Below are 18,259 nucleotides of genomic sequence, written 5' to 3' on the forward strand. Positions count from 1 at the left end.
CGCCTCATGACGACGGTTCCCAGCGAACTGGCCGTCGAGACCGAGGCGAAGGGGGCGCTGCCTTCGGGCGGCGCCCCCACCCCGGCTCGACGCGTCATCGCGTCCCTCCGCTCCTCCCCGGCTGTGATCGCGAGCGTGGTGATCATCGTGATCATCGCGCTCATGGCGATCTTCGCGCCCGTGCTCTCGGCCATCACCGGCTGGGACCCGTACGAGTTCGACCCGTCCGCGATCGACTCCGATCTCGGCGGGATGCCAGTCGGTCCGCTCGGCGGCATCAGCGCCGAGCACTGGTTCGGCGTCGAGCCCGGCAACGGCCGGGACATCTTCATCCGTGTGGCCTACGGCGCCCAGGTGTCGCTGCTCATCGCGGTGAGCGCGACCCTGCTGACCACCACGGTCGGCGTCGTGCTCGGCATGATCGCCGGGTTCTTCGGGGGCGTCGCCGACCAGGTCATCTCGCGGGTCATGGACTTCCTGATGGCGTTCCCGACCCTGATCTTCATGATCGCGCTGCTCTCGGCGCTGCCCGCCGGCAATCGGCCGGCCCTGCTCGTGATCGTGCTCAGCATCTTCGGCTGGCCGTACACCGCCCGGGTCATCCGGGGCCAGACCATGTCGCTGCGCAACAGCGAGTTCGTCGAGGCCGCCCGCGCCTCGGGCGCGCGACCGCTGCGGATCGCGTTCCGCGAGGTGCTGCCGAACCTGCGGGGCACCATCATCGTGCTCGCCACGCTCGCCGTGCCGGGCTACATCGGCACCGAGGCGGGGCTCTCGTTCCTCGGCGTCGGCGTCATGCCGCCGACCCCCTCGTGGGGCCAGATGATCTCGACGGCCGTCGGCTGGTACGCAGTCGACCCGATGTTCTTCCTCATCCCGGGCACGTTCCTGTTCCTCACCGTCTTCGCCTTCACAGTGCTCGGCGACCACTTGCGCAAAGCGCTCGACGCGGGAGACGCCGCCTGATGCTCTTCACCCTGATCCGTCGCATCCTCGCGGGCATCGTCGTGCTCGCGCTCATCTCGCTGTTCACGTTCGCGATCTTCTTCTGGCTCTCGCCCGACCCGGCGGTGCAGATCTGCGGCAAGACCTGCACGCCCGAGCGCATCGACCAGATCCGCTCGCAACTGGGCATCGACCAGCCGTTCTTCGCGCAGTACTGGCAGTTCCTCACCGGCATCTTCGTCGGCCGCACCTACGGCGAGGGCCCCGGCGCGATCGAGTGCGCGGCCCCCTGCCTGGGCTTCAGCTTCCAGACGAACCAGTCGGTCACCGACATGATCGCGGCCCGGATGCCCGTCAGCATCACCGTCGCCGTCGGCGCGGCCGTGCTGTGGCTGCTCGCCGGCGTCGGCGGGGGACTCCTCAGTGCCGTCAAGCAGGGCACCGGCTGGGACCGCACCGTCATGTTCGGCGCACTGGCCGGCATCAGCCTGCCGAACTACTTCGTCGCGCTGCTGCTGCAGTACGTGCTCGTGGTGCAGTTGCAGTGGCTGCCGTTCCCGCGCGCGGTGGAGTTCAGCGCCGACCCGGTGCTGTGGTTCCAGTCGTACCTGATGCCATGGCTGGTGCTCGCGTTCGGCTACGCCGCGATGTACTCGCGCATCGTGCGCACCAACGTCATCGACACGCTCGGTCAGAACTTCATGCGCACCGCGCGCGCGAAGGGTCTCGACGGGTCGATCGTGATGCGCCGGCACGCCCTGCGCCCGTCGCTCACACCCGTCGTGACGTTGTTCGGCATGGACTTCGCGGGGCTGCTCGGCGGCGCGCTCATCACCGAGACGGTGTTCGGGCTCAACGGCGTCGGCAAGCTCGCCGCCGATTCGATCACGAAGAACGACCAGCCGGTCATCATGGGAGTGACCCTGCTGGCGGGGTTGCTCGTGGTGATCGGCAACATCGTCGTCGACCTCGCGTACACGGGGCTCGACCCGAGAGTGAGGGTGAAGTCGGCATGAGCATCATGAGCACGCCGCGCACGATCTCGATCCCCGTCGCCGGGGCACCGCTGCTCGAGGTCGAACGCCTCACGGTGACGTTCCCGACTTCGTCGGGGCCGGTCGACGTGGTGCGCGGCTCGAGCTTCCGCGTCGACGAGGGGCAGACGCTCGGCATCGTCGGCGAGTCGGGGTCGGGCAAGTCGATGACCTCGCTCGCGATCATGGGCCTGCTGCCGCGCGGCGGCACCGCGACCGGCAGTGCACGCCTCTTCGGCCACGAGCTGCTGGGTCGCAGCGACCGCGACCTGCGGCGCATCCGGGGCGACCGCATCGCGATGGTCTTCCAGGACCCGTTGTCGTCGCTGAACCCGTACTACACGGTGGGCCTGCAGATCACCGAGGCGTACCGCGCGCACCGCGGCGGCAGTCGCGCGGCGGCGAGGAAGGTCGCGATCGAGGCGCTCGACCGGGTGCGCATCGCCGACCCCGAGCGACGCTTCGACCAGTACCCGCACCAGTTCTCGGGCGGCATGCGCCAGCGCATCATGATCGCGATGGCGATCTGCCTCGAGCCCGACCTCGTGATCTGCGACGAGCCGACCACGGCGCTCGACGTGACCGTGCAGGCGCAGATCCTCGAGTTGCTGAAGGACTTGCAGCGCGGCACCGGCATGGGCATGGTCTTCATCACGCACGACCTCGCCGTCGTCAGCCGGGTCGCCGACGACGTGCTCGTCATGAAGGACGGCGCCGAGGTCGAGCGCGGCACGGTCGAGCAGATCTTCACCGCACCGAAGGCGACGTACACCCGGGCGTTGCTCGACGCGCTGCCGCGCATCGACGACCCGTTCGAGACCCTGAAGGGGGTGCAGGCGTGAGCGAGCAGAGCCAGGCGCAGGCGTCGCCGATCCTGGAGGCGCAGCACCTCACCAAGGAGTTCGTGCTGCGCGGCAACGGCCGCATCGTGGCCGGCAAGACCCGGTTCACCGCCGTCGACGACGTGAGTTTCGAGGTGCCGCGCGGCGGCACGCTCGGCATCGTCGGCGAGTCGGGGTCGGGCAAGTCGACCACGGCGCGCATCATCGCGAAGCTCATCGCTCCGACGAGCGGGCGGGTGCGGTTCGACGGGCAGGATGTGACGGATGCCACGGGGCGCGCCCTCACGGCGTTCCGCCAGAACGTGCAGGTGGTGTTCCAGGATCCGTACTCGTCGCTCAACCCGAAGCACACCGTCGAACGCCTCATCACGGCGCCGCTCGACTATCAGCGCATCACGCCGAAGCAGGGCAAGCGGCGGCTCGCGCGCGAGCTCATGGAGCGGGTGGGGCTGAACCCCGACCACGCCCAGCGCTACCCGGGCCAGTTCTCGGGCGGGCAGGCGCAGCGCATTGGCATCGCCCGCGCGCTCGCGCTGTCGCCCAAGCTGGTGATCTGCGACGAGGCGGTGTCGGCGCTGGATGTCTCGGTGCAGGCGCGCGTGATCAACCTGCTGAACGAGCTGAAGGACGACCTGGGCCTCAGCTACGTCTTCATCGCGCACGACCTCGCCGTGGTGCGCCAGATCGCCGACACCGTCGCGGTCATGCACCGGGGCCGGGTCGTCGAGACGGGCACCCGCGAGGAGGTCTTCGAACGGCCTCAGCACGACTACACGAAGACCCTGCTGGCCGCGGTGCCCCGCATCGACCCCGAGTGGGATCGCCGCCGGCTCGAGATGCTCGCGGCCGAGGCCGCCCTGGAAGGAGCGCCGGCATGATCACAGCCGAGTACACGATTCCCGGCATGCACGTGCGCGACCACGTCGTGCCGGTGCCGCTCGACTGGTTCGGCGCGGCATCCGGGCCGGGCATCGAGGTGTTCGCGCGCGAGCTCGTCGCGCCTGCGAAGCGCGGCGACGACCTGCCGCTGCTCGTCTACCTGCAGGGCGGCCCGGGCGGCAAGAGCCCGCGGCCGACCGCGGCCGACGGCTGGATCGGCGAGGCGCTGAAGACCCACCGGGTCGTGCTGCTCGACCAGCGCGGCACGGGCCGCAGCACGCCGGTCAGCGGGCGCTCGATCGCGCGCGTCGGCGATGCCGCGGCGCAGGCCGCGTACCTCGCGCACTTCCGCGCCGATTCGATCGTCGCCGACGCCGAGCATCTGCGGAAGACGGTGTTCGGCGGGCGGCGCTGGTCGACGCTGGGGCAGAGCTATGGCGGATTCCTCACCCTCACGTACCTGTCGAAGGCGCCCGAGGGGCTCGCGGCCTGCTACGTCACCGGCGGCCTCGCGAGCGTGCACCCCGACGCGGCCGAGGTGTACCGCCGCACGTATCCCCGCACCGAGGGCAAGAACCGCGAGTTCTACGCCCGCTACCCGCAGCACGTGGCATCCGTCGCCCGCATCGCCGACCGCCTCGCCGCCGACGACGTGCGCCTGCCCGACGGCGACCGCCTGACCGTGCGACGGTTCCAGAGCCTCGGCATCGACTTCGGCATGAAGCCCGGGTACGAACGCATGCACGCCCTGGTCGACGAGGCGTTCGACGCGGCATCCGACGAGTTCACCGATACCTTCCTGGCGCAGGTGCTCGCCCGCAGCTCGTACGCCGACAACCCGCTGTTCGCCGTCATGCAGGAATCGATCTACGGTCACGGCGCGAACGGGCCGACCGCGTGGGCGGCCGAGGCCGAGCTGGCGCAGCATCCGCAGTTCGCCGAGGACGCCCGGCCGCTGCTGCTCACCGGCGAGATGATGTACCCCTGGATGTTCGACGAGATCCGCCTGCTGCGGCCGTTCCGCGATGCGGTGCACCTGCTCGCCGAGCGCGCCGATTGGTCGCCGCTGTACGACCTCGACCGGCTCGCCGACAACGAGGTGCCGGTCGCCGCCGCCGTCTACTTCGACGATATGTACGTCGACTCGGGGCTGCAGCTCGACACCGCTCGGCGGGTCGGCAACCTGCAGCCGTGGGTCACGAACGAGTACGAGCACGACGGCATCGGTTCGGCGCGGGTGTTCCCCCGGTTGGTCGAGCTGGTCGCCGAGCGCGGCGGGCCCAGGCTGGATGTCTCGAACCGCACGGATGTCTCGAACCGCACGTCGAACGAAGGAGTCGCTGGATGACCGATCTCGCCCAGGGCACGCACGCGGGCCACGACCACGCTCCGGCCGCGGCGTCGTCGATGCCGGCGCCGTCGTCGCCCGACCCGCGCCTGCCGCGGCTCGCCGAGATCCCGGCGTTCCGCGACTACATGGCGACCGGCTGGGGAACCCCCGACCGCGACCCGAAGCTGCCGGCCGGCGCAGCCGAGGCGGCGGCCGCCCACCGCGCACGGCTATCGGCGCAGTTCCCGGGCCGGGTCATCGCGGTCGCCGCGGGGTCGGCGCCCGTGCGGGCGAACGACACGTTCTACGACTTCCGGCCGCACAGCGACTTCGCGTGGCTCACCGGATGCGCCATCGAGGACGCGGTGCTCGTGCTCACGCCCGCGGGCTCCGCGCACGACGCGACGTTGTTCGTGCCCCCGCCCGCGTACCCGGGTGACACCGCGTTCTTCCGCGACGCCGCGCACGGCGAGCTGTGGGTCGGATCGGCGCCGAGCCTCGACGACTGGTCGGCGGCGCTCGGCATCGAGGTGCGGGCGCTCGGGCGGCTGGGCGAGCTGGTCGGCGCCTCGTCGGTCGGCGGCTCGAACGGCGAGGTCCTGTTCGGCGGGGCCCCGTGGCATCCGCCCTTCGATCGCGGCGCCGCACCCGACCTGGCCCGCGTACTCGCGGAACTGCGCATGTTCAAGGACGCGTGGGAGATCGCCGAGCTGCGCCGTGCCGTCGATGACACCGTCGACGGGTTCGCGAGCGTCATCCGCGAGATCCCCACCGCCGTCGAGCGCGGCGGCGAACGCTGGCTGCAGGGCACGTTCGACCGGCACGCGCGCACCGTCGGCAACGGGCCCGGATACTCGACCATCGTCGGCAGCGCCGGGCACGCGCCGACCCTGCACTGGGTGCGCTGCGACGGGCCGGTCGTGCCCGACGAGCTGCTGCTGCTCGACATGGGCGTCGAGACCCGCGCGTTCTACACCGCCGACGTCACGCGGACCTTCCCCGCGAACGGCACGTTCAGCGCCGCCCAGCGCGAGGCGCACGACCTCGTCGAGCGGGCGCACCGGGCGGGCCTGGCGGCCGTGGCGCCCGGGCGCGCGTTCAGCGACTTCCACCATGCCGCGATGGAGGTCATCGCGAACGGCCTGCACGACTGGGGCCTGCTGCCCGTTTCGGTCGACGAGGCGCTCTCGCCCGACGGCCAGCACCACCGCCGGTACCTGGTGTGCGGCATCGGCCACCACCTCGGCCTCGACGTGCACGACTGCGCGACCTCGAGCTACGAGGCCTACCAAGGGGCGACCATGGCGCCGGGCATGGTGCTGACCGTCGAGCCCGGACTGTACTTCCACACCTTCGACGAGACCGTGCCGCCCGAGCTGCGCGGCATCGGAGTTCGCCTCGAGGACGACCTGCTCGTCACCGACACCGGGGCCGAGGTGCTGAGCGACGCGCTGCCCATCGACGCCGCCGGCATCGAAGACTGGATGCGGGCGCGATGACCCTCGAATCGCTGCGCCTGCCCGAGCCCCGGAGTCTGCGCGCCCAGGTCGAGCAGACGCTGTCAGCGGCGATCATCTCGGGCGAGCTGGCGCCGGGCGAACTGCTCACCGTGCCGACGCTCGCCGCACGGTTCGACGTCTCGGCGACTCCGGTGCGCGAGGCGATGCTCGAACTCGAGCACCGCGGATTCGTCGAGCCCGTGCGCAACAAGGGGTTCCGGGTGACCGAGGTCAGCGACGAGGCGCTGCGGCAGCTCGTCGCGGTGCGCCAGCTGCTCGAACCGCCCGCGATGGAACAGCTCGCACGCGTGCTGCCCGAACTGCCGGCCGACCGGCTCGAGCCGTTGCGGGCGTTCGCCGAGCAGATCGTCGCGGGTGCCTCGCGCGGCGACCTGCCGGCGTATCTCGCGGCCGACGTCGAGTTCCACCTCGGCCTCACCGCCCTGCTCGGCAACGATCTGCTCGTCGACCTCGTGCGCGACCTGCGATCGCGCACGAGGCTCGTCGGGCTGGTCGCGATGCTCGAGTCCGACCGACTGGGGGAGTCGGCCGCCGAGCACCTCGTGCTGCTCGATCTGCTCGCCGCGGGCGACGCGGCCGGTGCGCGCGACCTCATGCACCGGCACATCGCGCACACCCTCGGCTGGTGGGCCGGCAACCCCGAGACGGCCGAGGCGCTCGCGCGCTGATCGCTCGGTCGGGTCTCGGCGGGCGCCGAGATCGAGTGGGCAGAGATCGAGCGCCAGAGCGCGCGGAAACGGGGAGGGCCTACGAGCCGCGAACGCCTGCGAGCACCTCGTCGCGCACCGCGGCCAGACGCGTGCGCAGCAACTCGACCGTCGAGGCATCCACCACGCCGCCCTGCTGCGCCTGACGGCGCAGGTCGAGACGCACCTGCTGGCGGAACTCGCTCAGCACCAGGTCGGCCTCGTGCACCAGGCGCATCGCGGCGGCGTTCGGCCCGAGGGCGCCCGTGGCCGGCTCACGCGAGGCATCCTTCGCCGCCCGCTTCGCCTCGCGAGCCGCGCTCGCGAGCTCGGCGCGCAATGAGCGCATCGCCTCGCCGACCTCGGCGCGCACGCCCTCGGCGAGTCGGCGCACCGAATCGGTCACCTCGTCCTCGATCGCATCGAGCTCGGGGCGCCGGGCCTCGAGTTCGGCGCGGCCCGCGGCCGTGATCTCGTACACGGTCTTGCGGCCGTCGGTGGCCTTGGTGACCAGCCCTTCCTCCTCGAGCTTCGAGAGACGCGGGTAGATCGTGCCGGCGCTCGGCGAGTACGTGCCGCCGAACCGGTCGGACAGCGCCTGGATCAGCTCGTACCCGTGCCGCGGCCGCTCGTCGAGCAGCGCGAGCAGGTACAGGCGCAGGTTGCCATGGGCGAAGACGGGCGGGGTCATGCGGATGCCTCGTCGGTCGCGGCATCCGCGGAGCCGCCGTTGCCCGGCGTGCTCGACGCCGAAGCCGCCTCGCGCTGCATGACCGAGATGCTGCCTGAGACGCTGTTCGCGCCGAGGTCGAGCCAGGTGCCCGCGAGCTCGCCGACCGTGCGCTCGAAGCCCTTGCCGAGCATGCCCTTGAACTGGGTGTCGTCGATGAGCACGGTGCCGCTCACCGTGTTCACGCGGTAGCGCGCGCCCGAGCCGGCCGAATACCGCACGGTCAACGCGCCCGTGACGGTGTTCGTGTCGATCTTCGAGGGTGTGCCGTGCGCGTCGACGATCATGTCGCCCGAGACGGTGTCGGCCTTGAACCCGACGAGGTCGCCCGAGACGACGAGGTCGCCCGAGACCGAGTGCGCGGTGACGCGGCCGACGTGGTTGCCCACCGACGCCTCACCCGACACGGTCGAGACCTCGACGTCGCCGACGTGGTTGTCGATCACCAGGCTGCCCGAGACGGTGCTGAACTTCGCGTCGCCGTCGAACCCCGACACCAGCGCGTCGCCCGAGACGATGCCGAGCTTCAGCAGCACGTGCCGCGGCGCGAGGATCGAGACCTCGGCGCGCGCGTTGCCTCGCCAGTGGTTGAAGACGTCGATGAAGTTGTCCCACCGCAGCTGCGGGTGGTCGACCTCGAGCGCGTCGCCGTCGATCGTGACCGACAGTTCTTTGCCCGTGACGCCCGAGATCTCGACGCGAGCGCCGGGTTCGTCGTGCGCGATCAGGTCGACGCGGCCGCCGATGAGGCCGACCTTGAGCTTGCGGACGAGTTCGAGGTCGATGGTCCGGGACTCGCCGGGGGCGACGACCCACTTCTCGATGGTCATGGGGAGGGCTCCTTGGATCTGGAAGTCTCGCGATATATCGCGTTTACCAATAACACGATATATCGCGTTTGGTCGAGATGCAAGAGCGGGCCGGATGCTTCGCCTTGACCTTGACGCAACGTCAACCTCTACCGTGAGAGGCATGGACTGGTCGATACAGGAGGTGGCCCGCCTCGCGGGAACCACGAGCCGTACCCTGCGGCACTACGACGACCTGGGACTGCTGCCGCCGAGCCGCATCGGCCCGAACGGCTACCGGTACTACGACCAGGGCGCGCTCGTACGGCTGCAACGGATCCTGCTGCTGCGCGACCTCGGTCTCGGGCTGCCCGCGATCGCCGAGGTGCTCGACGGCCAGCAGTCCGAGGCGCGGGCGCTCGCCGCCCACCTCGAGTGGCTCAGGCAGGAGCGCGAACGACTGGCGCGACAGATCGCGTCGGTCGAGAAGACCATGCACGCAGTGGAAGGAGATGAGCAGATCATGGCTCAGGAGATGTTCGACGGATTCGACCACACGCAGTACCGCGAGGAAGTCGAACAGCGTTGGGGCGCCGACGCGTATGCGCGCGGCGACCGCTGGTGGCGCGAGCTCGGCGCCGAGGGACAGCGGGACTGGACGGCGCGGGTCGACGCACTCGGTCGCGACTGGACCGCCGCCGCCGAGTCGGGCGTCGCGCCCGACAGCGAGACTGCGCAGGTGCTCGCCGCGCGGCACGTCGAGTGGCTGCGGGGCATCCCGGGCACGCCGGCCGCGACGCCCGGCGGCGACCTGAAGGGGTACGTGGTCGGGCTCGGCGAGATGTACGTCGCCGACGAGCGGTTCGCGGCGAACTACGGCGGCGAGGCCGGGGCGACGTTCGTGCGCGACGCGCTGCGGGCGTACGCCGAGGCGAACCTCTAGCCGGTGCCGCGCCGGCCCCCGGCCCTCGCCCCTCGGCCCCTCGCCCCCTCCTGTCCCCGGCCCGGGCCCCCACGCTCCAGCCCGCCTCGTTTGGACGCGATTCGGCGGGCGCCGCGGGAGAACCCCGCCGAATCCCGTCCAATCGACGGGTGGGTGGGTGGGTGGGTAGGTGGGTAGGTGGGTAGGTGGGTTGCGGGTGGGCTAGTCGACGGCCGGGGCCGCGGAGGGCTGGATGCGCCGTCGCGGCGCCGGCCGCGAGGCATCCGCTCGCTTGACCGTGAAGCGGGGGATGGTCCACCCGCAGAGCGGGCCGATCGTCGCGGCGAACAGCACCGTGCCGATGCCGACGATGCCGCCGAGCATCCAGCCGATCGCGAGCACGGTCACCTCGATCGCCGTGCGCACGATCCAGATCTTCAGGCCGGTGCGCTGGTGCAGACCCGTCATGAGCCCGTCGCGCGGGCCGGGGCCGAACTGGGCGCCGATGTAGAGCCCGGTGGCGATCGCGAGCACCACGATGCCCGCGGGCAGCAGCAGTGCTCGCACCCACAGGTCGAGGTGCGGCGGGATGAGCCACAGGCCGACGTCGGCCGACGGCCCGACGAGCAGCGCGTTCATCAGGGTGCCGAACCCGGGCAGCTGCCGGATCGGGATCCACAGCAGCAGCACGATGCCGCTCACGATCACGGTGATGAGCCCGAAGCTGAGGCCGGTCTGCTTCGCAATGCCCTGGGTGAGCACGTCCCACGGCGAGGCGCCGAGCTCGCCGCGCACGATCAGCGCGATGCCGATGCCGTAGAGGAACAACCCGACGAAGAGCTGCACGAGACGACGGGTCAGGATCGGAGCGGGATCGCGGAAGGACGGAAGACGACGCATACGAGACATCCAATTCGAGGATTGGCCTTTCGGCAACAGTCCAATTCTTCTAAAGTGGCTCGCATGGCCCAGTCCACCCTGAGCGCCCGTGCCCTCGAGGCCCTGCTCGGCGACTGGCGCGGCGCCGACCCGGCGAGCGCCTACCGGGCACTCGCCGAACGGCTGCGGCTGCTCGTGCTCGATGGGCGCATCCCCGTCGAGACCCGGCTGCCCGCCGAGCGCGACCTCGCCGACCGGCTCGACCTCAGCCGCACCACCGTCACGAACGCGTACCGGCTGCTGCGCGAGCAGGGGTACCTGCACAGCGTGCGCGGCTCGGGCAGCGTCGCCCGTCTGCGCGGAGCGCCCACGTTCCTGCCGGCACCGCCGTCGGCCGAGTACCTCGACCTGTCGAAGGCCGCCCCGCCGGCGCTGCCCTGGCTCGGCGAGATCGCCCGCGCAGCCGCCGACGACCTGCCGCGACAGCTCGGCGACTCGGGCTTCGACCCCATCGGCCTGCCCGAGCTGCGCGCCGCGCTCGCCGACCGGTACACCGCGCGGGGCCTGCCCACCTCGGCCGAGCAGATCATGGTGACCATCGGCGCGCAGCACGCCATCGCGCTCATCGCCCGCACCGTGGTCGGTCGCGGCGATCGCGCCGTGATCGAAGCGCCGACGTATCCGCACGCATACGAGGCGCTGCGCATGGCAGGAGCCCGGCTCGTGCCGGTGCCGGTGCAGCCGCAGGAGTCGGGCGAGGCCGACGATGAGGCCGCCGAGCTCGCCCGGGCGTTCGGGCACGCGAACCCCGCGATCGCATACCTCATGCCCGACTTCCAGAACCCCACCGGTCGCACCCTGCCGGCCGACGCGCGCGAGCTCGTGCTCGACGCCGCCGCACGGCAGGGCACGCTCGTCATCGCCGACGAGACGACCGCCGAGCTCGATATCGATCGCGTCGACCCGCCGCTGCCGTTCGCCGGGTACGGCCCGGCCGTGCTCATCGGCTCGCTCGGCAAGACGGTGTGGGGCGGCCTGCGCATCGGGTGGATCCGCGCCGAGCGGCCGCTGATCCGCCGGCTGGTCGCCGCGCGCGCGCCCGGCGACCTGGGCACCCCGATCCTCGAGCAGCTCATGGCGGCGCGGCTCGTCGAACGCATGGACGAGGTGCTCGAGCATCGCCGCGAGCAGTTGCGCGTCGGCCGCGACCGGCTCGAGGCGGCGCTCGCCGAGTCGATTCCCGAGTGGCGCGTGCCGCACGTCGACGGCGGCATCGCGACCTGGGTGCAGCTCGGCGCGCCGGTGAGCTCGCAGCTCGCGCTCGCGGCGCGCACGCAGGGCCTCGTCGTCGCGGCCGGCCCCCGCTTCGGCATCGACGGCGCGTTCGAGCGGTTCCTGCGGCTGCCGATCTGCCTGACCCCCGACCAGGTGGATGCCTCGGTGCGGGCGCTCGCGGTGGCCTGGCGTTCGCTCGGGTCGGTGCCGACGACGGCTGAGCCGGGGCTGCTGGCCGAGGTGGTGTGAGGGGGAGCTCGCCTCACACCCCGCTGCATGCGTTTCTCAGGCGTAATGGGTCGGTTCGCGCGCGTGGACGGCGTGTTCTCCTGAATACGGTGCGATTCGGGCGGGTGTTCCTGAGAACGGTATGGATCGGGTCGCAGGATGCCGCGGCATCCGTTCATCTTCGAGGCCGTGCTCGTTCATCGAGGTGACATCCGGGCGTCGCGTGCGCTCGCCAGCGTGGGCGTGACCCGCAACCGCCCCCGTATCGGAGTGTGCCCATGTCACGTCCCCTGTCCATCGCCGCGCTCGCCGTGGCCTCGATCATCGCGGCGGGAGCGGCCGGCGCGGCCGCAGCGCCGGCGCTCGCGGCCGACGGCGAGCCCGAGGCATCCGTCGCGCCCTTCGCCCGAACCGCCACCTACCCGGTGTTCCAGAACGTGCCCGACGGGGTCGACCCGGCCGAGGCGACCGTCGCCGAGATCTCGACCATCACCGACGACGGCACGGTCGTCTACACCGACGCGCTCGGCAAGCGCATCGGGTTCGTCGACGTGACCGACCCGTCGAACCCGGTCGGCACCGGCACCGTCGAGCTCGCCGAACTCGGCCACGCCGACGACCAGCCGACCTCGGTCGCGGCGTACGGCGACTTCGTGCTCGTCGTCATCGACGAGACCGGCGGCGAGTTCACCGCGCCGAAGGGTCGACTCGACGTGCTGCGCGTGAGCGACCGCACCGTGGTGCGCTCGATCGACCTGGGCGGTCAGCCCGACTCGATCGCCATCTCGAACGACGGCGCGTACGCCGCCATCGCGATCGAGAACCAGCGCGACGAGGAGTTCACGCCCGAGGGCGGCGACGAGGGCGATCTGCCGCAGCTGCCCGGCGGGTTCGTGCAGGTGCTGGGGCTCGGCGGCGACGGCCGCGACCCGGCCGACCCGGCGACGTGGACGCTCGACGCGGTCTCGTTCCTGAACGACGACGGCACGCCCATCGACGTGATCGCCGCAGCCGGTCTCGACACCCCCGAAGACCCCGAGCCCGAGTACGTCGCGATCAACTCGCGCAACGAGCTCGCGGTGACGCTGCAGGAGAACAACGGCATCGCGATCATCGACCTCGCCACCCGCGAGGTGACCCGCGCGTTCTCGGCGGGCTCGGTCGCCGTGTCGGGCATCGACGTGAAGAAGGACGCGCGGATCGACCTCACCGGGTCGATTCCCGCGACGCCGCGCGAACCCGATGCGATCGCCTGGATCGGCGACGACCGGCTCGCCACCGCGAACGAGGGCGACTGGAAGGGCGGCACCCGCGGCTGGACGGTGTTCGACGCAGCCGACGGCGACGTCGTCTGGGACGCGGGCAACACGTTCGAGCGCCTCGCCGTGCAGCACGGCCTCGCGAACAACGACCGCGCCGCCAAGAAGGGCAGCGAGCCCGAGGGGCTGGCGGTCGCCGAGTTCGACGGCACGCCGTACGCGTTCGTCGCGAGCGAGCGCAGCAACTTCATCGCGGTCTACGACGTGAGCGACCCGGCGGCACCCGCGTTCGTGCAGGTGCTGTTCTCGACGAACGGGCCCGAGGGCATCCTGCCCGTGCCCGGCCGCGATCTGCTGGTCGTGTCGAGCGAGACGGATGACTCGTCGGTCAACGTGCGCGCATCGGTCAACGTGTACGTGTTCGGTGAGGCGCCCGCCGGCACCATCGCGCAGCCGAGCCTCGTCTCGGGCGTCGACGCGTCGAGCGCCGACGGTGCGCCGATCGGCTGGCAGGCGCTCGGCGCGCTGGCCGGCAACCCGACCGACGCCACGCATGTCTGGGCCGCGAGCGACGTCGCCGTCGCGCCGAGCACGGTGTACTCGATCGACGTGAGCCGCACGCCGGCGGTCGTCGACCGCGCCATCCACATCTCGGACGAGCAGGGCGCACCCGTCGCGCTCGACATCGAGGGCCTCGCGGTCGACGGCGACGGCGGGTTCTGGCTCGCGCTCGAGGGGGCGACCGGGGCCGCGAACCAGCTCGTGCACACCGACGGCCTGGGCCTCATCGACCGGCGCGTCGACCTGCCGGCCGACGTCACCGCGCACGTCGGCAAGTGGGGCCTCGAAGGTGTCACGGTCACCGGGTCGGGCGCTGACGCGCAGCTCTGGGTCGCGATCCAACGCCCGCTCTGGACCGACCCGGCGAACGCCGCGGCCGGCACGGTCGACGGCGACGACGTGACCCGCATCGGCCGGTACGACCTGGCCGGCGGCGAGTGGAGTTGGTACGGGTACCGCCTCGAGCACACCTCGGTCGCGGGCGACTGGCTCGGCCTCTCGGAGATCACCGCGATCGACGACGACACGTTCGCGCTCATCGAGCGCGACAAGCTGAACGGGCCGGCTGCGGCCGTCAAGCGCGTCACCACGGTCGACCTCCCCGCGGGCGCGGGGGCGACGGATGCCTCGCTCGCGGCCGGCGGCACGCTGCCGATCCTCGAGAAGCGCACCGCGATCGACGTGCTGGCCGCGCTGCGCGCGACCCACGGCTGGACGCAGGAGAAGCTCGAGGGCTTCGCCATCGCCGCCGACGGACAGCTCTACGCGGTCACCGACAACGACGGCCTGGCGGACGCCACGGGCGAGACGGTGTTCCTGCGGCTGGGCGACGCCGACGCGGTGTTCGGCGGCGGCACCGGCGAGGAGCCCGGTGGGGAGGAGCCGGGCGGCGAGGAGCCGGGCGGCGAGGAGCCGGGTCAGCCCGACGCCCCGTCGATCACGCTCGGCGCGTCGACCGTCGTCGCCGGCGGCACCGTGGTGGTCTCGGGCACGGGCTTCGAGCCCGAGGCATCCGTTCGCTTCGAACTGCGCAGCGAGCCGGTCGCGCTCGGTGGCGCGACCGCAGCTGCCGACGGCACGCTGTCGTTCACGGCGACCATCCCGGCCTCGACCCCGGCGGGCGCGCACACGCTGGTCGCGATCCTGCCCGACGGCACCGAGGTGTCGGCCGCGCTGACCGTGGCGGCGGCCGCGGCGCCCGTCGGAAGCGCAACCGGGGCGAGCGGCGACCTCGCCAGCACGGGCGTCGAGCCCGGCTGGGCGCTCGGGCTCGCCGGCCTCGTCCTCGCGGCCGGCGGTGCCGCCGCGGTCGTGGGCACGCGCCGCCGCCGGCAGGCCGCCTAGCGGCGACGCATCTCGCCGGTCGAGGAGCGCTTCGCGAAGCACTCCTCGACCGGCGCTGGCGCGTGCCGACTCAGATGAGCGAGATCTTCAGGCTCGCGATGCGGTCGCCCTCGAGCTCGAAGCCGTAGCGGAACGACAGCGGGCTCTGCGGGTAGTCGCCGTGGGCCTTCGCGATGAGCTCGACCTCGGAGCCGTAGGACTCCTCGTGCAGCAGCTCGATGCGGGTGGCCGGCGTCGCCTCGAACCATCGGCGGATCGCCGACCGGCCCTCGTGCGTCTCGCTCTCGTCGTCGACGCAGCCGTCGGCGACGAAGAGCGCGGCGAGGGCCTCGGCATCGTGGGCGTCGAGCGCCTCTATCGCGGCGGCCACCACCGGGTGGGTGGATGATGCGGTGCTGGTGTGCATGGTCAGTCCTCTCTGCTCGCGTCCGACGCGAGCGCTCGTGCGATCTCCTCCTCGAGGAGGGAGATGTTGATCTGGGTTGCGGTGTGGACCCCGGCGCCGAGGGCCATCGGGACGAGCGCCTTCAGGTCGGCGACGTTCCCGACCGCCCACACGCCCTTGACGCTGGTCTGCCCCGAGTCGTCGGTGGCGACGACCGTGCCCATGGGCGTCTGCTGGGTGTCGCAGCCGAGGTGCGACAGCAGGGCGTCGACCGGCCGCGGGCGTGCGCCGACGAAGAGTCGATCGACGCGATGCTCGCCCTCGGCGGTGGATACTCTGACCGCGCCGAGGCGTCCGCTCACCTCGGTCGCGGGCGGAGCGACACGGATGCCTCGCATCGCGAACGCCCGCAGCTCGGCCTCGGGGATCCCCGCCTCGACGGCCCCGAAGACGGTCAGGTCTTCGGTCCACTGCCGGAGCAGTTGCGCCTGGTTGCGGCTCATCGGCGACGTCGCGATCACGCCGAGCGGCCGATCGCGCACCTCCCAGCCGTCGCAGTACGGGCACGCGACCGCGCTCGTGCCCCACATGGCCTCGAGGCCGGGGATCGCCGGCAGTTCGTCGACCAGCCCGGTGGCGACGACGACCCGGCGCACGAGCACCTCGTGCGCGCCGCGCAGCAGGAAGCCCCCCGCGACGCGCTCGACCGCCGACACCTCGCCCTCGGCGAACTCGACGCCGTACCCCCGGGCCTCGGCTCGGCCGCGCGCGAGCAGTTCCAGCGGCGGCCTGCCGTCGTGTCCGAGCACGCCGTGCATATGGGGCGCGAACCGGTTCCGCGGCCGCCCCGAATCGATGACGACGACCGAGCGCCGAGCGCGGCCCAGCATCAGGGCCGCACTCAGGCCGGCGGCCCCGCCGCCGACGATCCCGATGTCGAAGGATCGCGGGGCGGAGCCGCTGCCGGTGGGCTGAGTCCGATTCGGTGATGGCGCCGTCATCCAGCCACCGCCAGCTCCGACGCGGCCGGCACGGTCGTGCGTGCGGCCTCGTCGATCAGGTCGGCGACGGCCTCGGGCTGCGAGACGGTCACGCCGTGCGAGGCGTGGATCTCGACGGTGTGCGAGTTCGCCCGCTCGGACATGAACCGCATCGAGTCGGCGGGGATCGCGAGGTCCTCGAGGGTCACGAGGCTCCACGACTCGACGAGCTTCCACCCGGCGTTCGTCGCGGCATCCGAGAGCGCGTTCGCGGTGATGGGCCGCTGGGTCGCGGCCATGAGCGCGGTCGTCTGCTCGGGCACATCGGCGGCGAAGACGCGACGGAACTCGTCCTGATCGATGGAGAGATCGGTGCCCGTGCCGTCGGCGGTGGGGACCGGCACCTCGCGCAGCGCCGGCCCGAGCTCGCCGCCCGGGAACTTCGCCGCCAGCTCGCCGGTGCTCTCGCCGACATCGAGCTGGAAGCTGGCGATGAAGACGAGGGCGCGCACATCTGCCGTGCCGTCGACGGCCTCGCTGAGGACACTGCCGCCGTAGGAGTGCCCGGCGAGCACGATCGGCCCGTCGACGCTCTCGAGCACGCTGCGCAGGTAGGCCGCGTCGGGCTGCAGACCGCGCAGCGGGTTGGCGACGGCGATCACGGGGTAGCCGTTGCGGTGCAGGCGCTCGATCACGCCGTTCCAGCTCGACGAGTCGGCGAACGCGCCGTGCACCAGCACGACGGTCGGCTTCGCGGTGTTCGTGGTCATCGGAGTTTCCTTTCGATTCGTCCCGACGGGTTCCCATCGGGGCTGAGCAGGAGCGGGAGTGCTCCGGGCTCGATGGGTGTAACGAACATTGCTCGCAATATATTGCATATCAATTCGAGCGATTCGGATTCGGGACGATTGGCACGCGGGATGTGGCGGTGCCCGATTGCCCGCGTGCTCGGTTGACGTAGCCGCCCAGGTGTGCGAGATATATTGCATGCCGATCCCAGCGCACGTCCCACCCGTCGATCGCACCCTGCTACGCGATGACGTCTTCGTGCGGCTACGCGATGCGATCATCGACGGCACGCTCGAGCCGGGTGAGCAACTCAAAGACGGTGACCTCGCCGCCTGGCTCGGCGTCAGTCGCACGCCGGTGCGCGAGGCGCTGCTCCGGCTCGCGCAGGCGGGGCTCGTCATCGCTCAGCCCGGGCGGTCGACGACCGTGAGCACGCTCGACCTGCGCACCGCGCGCGACGCGCGCGACGTGGTCGCCGCGATGCACGAGCTCGCCGTGCGCGAGGCGGCACGGAGCCTCACCTCCGACGACCTGACGGCGATGCGCGAGGCCAACGCCCGGTTCGCGGCGGCGATCGAGGCCGGCGACGTCGACGCGGCCCTGCGCGCCGACGACGACCTGCACGCCGTGCCCGTCGCGGTCGGCGGCAATCGAGCACTCGCGGCGGTGCTCGATCAGTTCACGCCGGTCGTGCGCCGCGCCGAGCGCATGCGGTTCACCACGCTCAGCGGCGCCGACTCGGTCGATCGTCACGAGACGCTGATCCGCCTATGCGAGCAGGGCGATGCCGAAGGCGCGGCATCCATCGCCTTCGACACCTGGCACAGCCTGCCCGCGTCCTGAGCGGCAAGACTCTCGACACGCGATGCCTCGCGAGGCATCC

17 protein-coding genes are annotated in these 18,259 nt (G+C 71.7%); 11 read left to right on the forward strand and 6 right to left on the reverse strand.

The genetic code is table 11. The features are described 5' to 3' along the window. Positions 1-6: 6 nt before the first annotated feature. Genes FLP10_RS10600 through FLP10_RS10630 form a run of 7 tightly spaced genes read left to right on the forward strand, consistent with a single transcriptional unit; the run spans position 7 to position 7,218 of the window. Positions 7-966, forward strand: coding sequence for an ABC transporter permease (locus tag FLP10_RS10600; RefSeq protein ID WP_149160827.1), 960 nt, complete (start codon positions 7-9; stop codon positions 964-966). Next, a complete protein-coding gene (locus tag FLP10_RS10605) occupies positions 966-1,961 on the forward strand; it encodes an ABC transporter permease (protein WP_149160828.1) in 996 nt (331 codons plus the stop codon). Before FLP10_RS10600 ends, FLP10_RS10605 begins: the two co-directional genes overlap by 1 nt. Then, on the forward strand, positions 1,958-2,821 hold the full coding sequence (locus tag FLP10_RS10610) for an ABC transporter ATP-binding protein (protein ID WP_210418381.1): 864 nt from the start codon (positions 1,958-1,960) through the stop codon (positions 2,819-2,821). The genes FLP10_RS10605 and FLP10_RS10610 overlap by 4 nt, the downstream gene beginning before the upstream one ends. Further along, a complete protein-coding gene (locus FLP10_RS10615) occupies positions 2,818-3,699 on the forward strand; it encodes an ABC transporter ATP-binding protein (RefSeq protein WP_149160829.1) in 882 nt (293 codons plus the stop codon). Before FLP10_RS10610 ends, FLP10_RS10615 begins: the two co-directional genes overlap by 4 nt. Then, positions 3,696-5,048, forward strand: coding sequence for an alpha/beta fold hydrolase (locus FLP10_RS10620; RefSeq protein ID WP_149160830.1), 1,353 nt, complete (start codon positions 3,696-3,698; stop codon positions 5,046-5,048). Before FLP10_RS10615 ends, FLP10_RS10620 begins: the two co-directional genes overlap by 4 nt. Beyond that, on the forward strand, positions 5,045-6,529 hold the full coding sequence (locus FLP10_RS10625) for an aminopeptidase P family protein (RefSeq protein ID WP_342780515.1): 1,485 nt from the start codon (positions 5,045-5,047) through the stop codon (positions 6,527-6,529). Before FLP10_RS10620 ends, FLP10_RS10625 begins: the two co-directional genes overlap by 4 nt. Beyond that, on the forward strand, positions 6,526-7,218 hold the full coding sequence (locus FLP10_RS10630; RefSeq protein WP_149160831.1) for a GntR family transcriptional regulator: 693 nt from the start codon (positions 6,526-6,528) through the stop codon (positions 7,216-7,218). The genes FLP10_RS10625 and FLP10_RS10630 overlap by 4 nt, the downstream gene beginning before the upstream one ends. A gap of 79 nt (positions 7,219-7,297) precedes the next feature. On the opposite strand, the gene FLP10_RS10635 is transcribed toward FLP10_RS10630, so the two are convergent. Further along, positions 7,298-7,927 (reverse strand): PadR family transcriptional regulator, encoded by a 630-nt coding sequence (locus FLP10_RS10635; protein ID WP_149160832.1) that lies wholly within the window; start codon positions 7,925-7,927, stop codon positions 7,298-7,300. Beyond that, positions 7,924-8,796: a DUF4097 family beta strand repeat-containing protein gene (locus tag FLP10_RS10640; RefSeq protein WP_210418382.1), complete on the reverse strand. Its 873-nt coding sequence runs from the start codon at positions 8,794-8,796 to the stop codon at positions 7,924-7,926. The genes FLP10_RS10635 and FLP10_RS10640 overlap by 4 nt, the downstream gene beginning before the upstream one ends. A 142-nt stretch (positions 8,797-8,938) precedes the next feature. Between FLP10_RS10640 and FLP10_RS10645 the strand changes: the two genes are divergently transcribed. Further along, positions 8,939-9,697, forward strand: a complete 759-nt coding sequence (locus FLP10_RS10645; RefSeq protein ID WP_149160833.1) for a MerR family transcriptional regulator — start codon at positions 8,939-8,941, stop codon at positions 9,695-9,697. Positions 9,698-9,898: 201 nt separating this feature from the next. Here the strand turns inward: FLP10_RS10645 and yczE are convergent, their stop codons facing one another. Further along, positions 9,899-10,576, reverse strand: coding sequence for a membrane protein YczE (gene yczE, locus FLP10_RS10650; RefSeq protein WP_149160834.1), 678 nt, complete (start codon positions 10,574-10,576; stop codon positions 9,899-9,901). Positions 10,577-10,639: 63 nt separating this feature from the next. On the opposite strand from yczE, the gene yczR reads away from it, so the two are divergent. Both yczR and FLP10_RS10660 read left to right on the forward strand, forming a co-directional pair. Beyond that, positions 10,640-12,079: a MocR-like transcription factor YczR gene (gene yczR, locus FLP10_RS10655; RefSeq protein ID WP_149160835.1), complete on the forward strand. Its 1,440-nt coding sequence runs from the start codon at positions 10,640-10,642 to the stop codon at positions 12,077-12,079. Positions 12,080-12,336: 257 nt separating this feature from the next. Then, entirely contained in the window at positions 12,337-15,222 is a 2,886-nt protein-coding gene (locus tag FLP10_RS10660) for an esterase-like activity of phytase family protein (protein WP_149160836.1), read from the forward strand. Positions 15,223-15,292: 70 nt separating this feature from the next. On the opposite strand, the gene FLP10_RS10665 is transcribed toward FLP10_RS10660, so the two are convergent. Genes FLP10_RS10665 through FLP10_RS10675 form a run of 3 tightly spaced genes read right to left on the reverse strand, consistent with a single transcriptional unit; the run spans position 15,293 to position 17,357 of the window. Next, positions 15,293-15,628 carry a nuclear transport factor 2 family protein gene (locus FLP10_RS10665; RefSeq protein WP_149160837.1) on the reverse strand — a complete coding sequence of 112 codons (336 nt, stop codon included), beginning with the start codon at positions 15,626-15,628 and terminating at the stop codon, positions 15,293-15,295. A gap of 2 nt (positions 15,629-15,630) precedes the next feature. Continuing rightward, complete coding sequence (locus FLP10_RS10670; protein ID WP_149160838.1) at positions 15,631-16,608, reverse strand: NAD(P)/FAD-dependent oxidoreductase; 978 nt, start codon at positions 16,606-16,608, stop codon at positions 15,631-15,633. Next, complete coding sequence (locus FLP10_RS10675) at positions 16,605-17,357, reverse strand: alpha/beta fold hydrolase (protein ID WP_149160839.1); 753 nt, start codon at positions 17,355-17,357, stop codon at positions 16,605-16,607. The genes FLP10_RS10670 and FLP10_RS10675 overlap by 4 nt, the downstream gene beginning before the upstream one ends. Before the next feature lie 217 nt (positions 17,358-17,574). On the opposite strand from FLP10_RS10675, the gene FLP10_RS10680 reads away from it, so the two are divergent. Further along, positions 17,575-18,219: a GntR family transcriptional regulator gene (locus tag FLP10_RS10680; RefSeq protein WP_149160840.1), complete on the forward strand. Its 645-nt coding sequence runs from the start codon at positions 17,575-17,577 to the stop codon at positions 18,217-18,219. The last annotated feature ends 40 nt before the right edge of the window (positions 18,220-18,259 follow it).

This window comes from Agromyces intestinalis, from assembly GCF_008365295.1.
In the GTDB taxonomy this organism is placed as follows: domain Bacteria; phylum Actinomycetota; class Actinomycetes; order Actinomycetales; family Microbacteriaceae; genus Agromyces; species Agromyces intestinalis.